Here is a 3,984-nt window from a genome sequence, read left to right as displayed (position 1 = left end):
GTATCGTCCCCAGATGAAGTTTTTTCCTTCACCGGCCTGCGTAGCGGCGCCCTGTCTTGCCTGAAAGAAACCAGTCCTGATGCCAAGTGTACTTTTGTTCGGGCTTTGCGAGCGGCCTGGCAGGCGGGCGACTTGCCGCTGGAGAACGCCGACCTGGCCGCCAGCGAAGCCGGCAACGGCATCCCTGGTCGTCCGGCGCAACCCGAGCTGGTGCCGCCGTTGCAGGTCAAGCATCGTTCCATGGGCACGCCCGAGGGCCGGGCGGCGCTGATCCATGCGTTGGCGCATATCGAGTTCAATGCCATCAACCTGGCGCTGGACGCGGTCTGGCGCTTTGCCGGGATGCCGCGCGACTTCTACGCCGACTGGTTGCAGGTGGCCGATGAGGAAGCCTATCACTTCAGCTTGCTGGCCGATCATCTGCAGACACTCGGCCATGCCTATGGCGACTTCACCGCCCACAATGCGCTGTGGGACATGGCCGAGTCCACCAAGGGTGACGTGCTGGCGCGCATCGCCCTGGTGCCGCGTACATTGGAGGCGCGCGGGCTGGATGCGGCGCCGCCGGTGCGCGCCAAGCTGGCGCAGGCCGGCGATGTGGCGGCTGCCGAGATACTGGACATCATCATGCGCGATGAAGTCGGCCATGTGCTGATCGGCAATCGCTGGTTCCATTGGCTGTGCGAGCAGCGCCAACTGGAGCCGGTGGCTACCTTCGCCGAACTGTGCCAGCGTCACCGGGCGCCGCCCTTGCGCGGGCCGTTCAACCTGGAGGCGCGGCGTGCGGCCGGTTTTTCGGATGAGGAAATGCTGATGTTCAGTGATATTTCGCGATGATCGGCACAGTTACCTGAATTTGCAAGAAATGTAAGCAAATTTCGCAGCAGCGGGCGGGGCCGGGCTGTTGTGCTATCGTCACCCCGAATCCCGACGTCTCGGGATCGCTGATATGAAGGGAAAGGATGACAACATGAACAAGATTTCCAAACTGCTGGCGGGCCTGACCGTGAGCGTTGCCGCCATTTCCATGCTGGCTGCCTGCCAGAAGAAGGAAGAGCCGGGCCCGGCCGAAGCTCTGGGCAAGAAGATCGACGGTGCCGTGCAGGATGCCGGCAAGAAGCTCGATGAGGTGACCGGCCAAGCCAAGGACCAGACCACCGAGTCCGGCTCCAAGCTCGATAGCGCCCTCGACAAGGCCAAGGCCGATGCCCAGGAAGCTTACGAAAAGACCAAAGAAGGCGCCAAGGACCTGGCCCAGAAGACCGGTGAAAAGATGCAAGAGGCCGGACAGAAGCTGCAGGACGCTTCCAAGAAGTAATCGTCATGCGCAGCCAGCGCCGGGCGTGGGGCTGCTGCGACTGACCGGTGTACCCGGCACAATGCCATCCCGCTCATGCCGGACGGCATTGTGCCGTCTGCGGCCCCTATTCGCGGGCGTTGTGGATCAGGTCGATCACCATCTTCTGGATCGAGGGTTCCAGCGCCAGCGCCACGTGGCCGATACCGATGACCGGGATGTTCCAGGCGCCCTCCANGTGGGCCGAGCTCTGCGGCGAGATGATGTTGTCGTGATGGGGATAGATCGACACGATGTGGCCCAGGGCATCGGCTTCTTCGGTGGCGGCCAGCTTTGCAGCCATTCGCTGCTGGCGTCCCTTCTCATAGCGGCCCAGCAGTTCATTCGCCGCAATTTATGCCGATTGCGAAATTGGCGATGGCCGTGCGTGGTGCGGCAAGCCCAGCGTGATGACGCGCGCCACGCTGTCGCAGCNGTGGTCGCGCAGGTAGGCGCGTGCGNCCAGCCGCCCCATGCTGTGGGCGACAATCACGATCTTTTTCTGCCCGGTCTCGGCCAGCACGCGCTGGACGGCGGCGTGGACCAGCGGCGCGTAGTCATCGATGCTGCCGAACACCGGTTCCATGTCCAGCGCGTAGTGGGTGATGTGGGCTTCGCGCAGCTCCAGGCTCATCCAGCGCCAGTAGCCGCTGTTGCAGCCATAGCCGTGGATCAGCAGTACCGGTAGCGAGGTGGTGTCGGGAAAGGTGAACTGGTCGAAGCGCAGGAAGGGCATGGCCCAGGACGAGCACAGCATGGTGGCGCGGTATTCGCGCAGGAACAGGGTGGCAATCTGCAGCCAGGTGATTTCCACCGGGTTGGAGGTGCGGCCGCGATAGGGCCAGGTCAGGAAGAAACTGTTGGCGGTGATCTGGGCGCGCAGCAGCAAGACGATCAGCAGGCCGCCGGCCACGGCCGCCAGGATGGGCCAGTCGAAATGGCGCAACAGGAAGTAGAACAGGATCGCAATGCCGAACTGGATGAGGAGCAGGGTTCTGGAGATGCGTGAAATCATGCGGGCGAAAGTCCGGTGCGAGCGGGTGGGCGGTCATGCGGGCGCATGGGTTTGCCCGAGAGCATAACAGAGCGCGAGCTGGCGCTCATGTCTGCTTCATGAATTCGCGTCGGCGCTCGGAGTCTTCGTGCTGGCCTTGGGCGCTTGGATGACATCGACCAGGCGGGTGCCGGCCAGGCGGTCATGCAGGAACTGGCCGTGCGGGTCCAGGCGCGAGGTCAATGCCCAGAGCACGATGTTGGCGGCCGGAATCAGTACCAGCAGCCAAGGGTGACCCCGCAGTACCGACGCCAGCGCCAGGCCCGGCAAGATCCATAGCCAGGCCAGCAGGAAGCGCAGCGCGGCGCGGCCCCGGCCCAGCGGCTGGCCGGCGCGATCCACCACCTTGAAGCGCCAGGTCTTCATGGCCAGGGTCTGGCCGCCGTGGGTCCAGAACCAGATGAAATACACCCCCAGCACCAGGAACAGCCAGAACTCCAGCGCATGGCGCAGGTAGAGCGCGTTGCGCTGCTGCAGCAGCGTGGAAAACAGCCAGCCCGACATGAACAGCACGCCGAAGAGCAGCATCGATTCGTACAACATGCTGCTGAGGCGGCGGCGTAGCGAGGGCGTGGTGAGTTCGGACATGGTGCTTGTTCTGTGCTTCTTCAGTTCTGCTAATGGTTGGATGAAGGGGCGGCAATCGCCGGCAGATGGTAAAGCAATCAGGGCGGATTGCCTATGGTGCAACTTGAGCCAGCGCAATATCGGGAGGGGCACAGTCAGTCACGCCGCCATGTGCGGGCGATAAACAAATAGGCCGCCAGAGGAGGCGGCATAGGATGGTCTTTGCGAAAGAATGGCGGTGCAGCCGGACGTCTTACTTGGTGTCGCTGACCACCGCTGCCACGGGCGTTGCGGCGGCACTGACGGCCACTGCGGTCGGTGCGGGTGCTGACGCAGTGGGGGCCATGGCCGGCACCGGCGTGGCTTGCGAGCCAGGAACCAGTGCCGGGGCCGGGGCGGCAGCCGGAGTCGGGGCCGGCACGACCGGCAAGGGGCGATCCATGGCTTCGGCCGGCAACTGGATGGTCGGTGCCGCTGCCGAGGGCGAAGTTGGCAGCTTGGCAACGCGCTTGGGCAGCTTGGCTTCGGCCAGCTTCTTCTTTTGTTCGGCCGAGAGTTGCTGGTACTTGGCCCATTGTTCGTGCTTTTCTTCCGCGTCCAGCTTCTTGGCACGGGCATAGTTGGTGCGCGCGGTGCTGCGTTCGGCCGGGGTCAGCTTGACCCAGTCGCGCATCCGCTCGTGCAGGCGGGCCTGCTCCTCTGGCTTCATCCTGGCGTAACGCTTGCCGATCTCCAGCCATTTTTCCTTCTGCAGCTCGCTCATGCGCGGCCATTCGCCGGTCAGCGGCTCCAGGGCCTGATGCTGGGCCGGCGACAGGTTGGCCCAGGCCAGCTTGTTCTCGGACTTGCGGGCCGTGGATTTGGTGGCGTTGGCAGATTTGCCGGGATGGACGGCGACAGGGGCTGCCGGCGTGGTCGCTGCGGTCGCAGCAGTGGTCGCGGCAGCAGTCGGCGTGGCAGTCGTAGGAGCGGGGGCCTCGGACGAGCTATTCTGCGCCACGGTCCAGGCGCAGCTCAATCCCCGCCA

5 protein-coding genes are annotated in these 3,984 nt (G+C 64.3%); 2 read left to right on the top strand and 3 right to left on the bottom strand.

Annotated features, from left to right (window positions below; translation table 11 throughout):
- Both I5W_RS08680 and I5W_RS08675 read left to right on the top strand, forming a co-directional pair.
- Positions 1–837, top strand: an 837-nt coding sequence (locus tag I5W_RS08680) for a ferritin-like domain-containing protein (RefSeq protein WP_044528923.1), incomplete at its 5' end; no start/stop codon positions are given.
- A gap of 133 nt (positions 838–970) precedes the next feature.
- Positions 971–1,318 (top strand): hypothetical protein, encoded by a 348-nt coding sequence (locus I5W_RS08675; RefSeq protein ID WP_044528921.1) that lies wholly within the window; start codon positions 971–973, stop codon positions 1,316–1,318.
- Positions 1,319–1,691: 373 nt separating this feature from the next.
- Here the strand turns inward: I5W_RS08675 and I5W_RS34410 are convergent, their stop codons facing one another.
- From I5W_RS34410 to I5W_RS08660, 3 genes are all read right to left on the bottom strand, one after another.
- Entirely contained in the window at positions 1,692–2,072 is a 381-nt protein-coding gene (locus I5W_RS34410; protein ID WP_441294722.1) for an esterase/lipase family protein, read from the bottom strand.
- A 375-nt stretch (positions 2,073–2,447) separates the two neighbouring features.
- Positions 2,448–2,978 (bottom strand): RDD family protein, encoded by a 531-nt coding sequence (locus I5W_RS08665; RefSeq protein WP_044528920.1) that lies wholly within the window; start codon positions 2,976–2,978, stop codon positions 2,448–2,450.
- A 232-nt stretch (positions 2,979–3,210) separates the two neighbouring features.
- Positions 3,211–3,975, bottom strand: a complete 765-nt coding sequence (locus I5W_RS08660; protein ID WP_252716955.1) for a DUF3106 domain-containing protein — start codon at positions 3,973–3,975, stop codon at positions 3,211–3,213.
- Positions 3,976–3,984: the final 9 nt, after the last annotated feature.

It is taken from the genome of Herbaspirillum sp. B65 (genome assembly GCF_000333555.1).
Taxonomy (GTDB): domain Bacteria; phylum Pseudomonadota; class Gammaproteobacteria; order Burkholderiales; family Burkholderiaceae_D; genus Herbaspirillum; species Herbaspirillum rubrisubalbicans.
The sequence above is the reverse complement of the archived record's forward strand: the minus strand, read 5'-3'. Positions and strand labels throughout refer to the sequence as shown.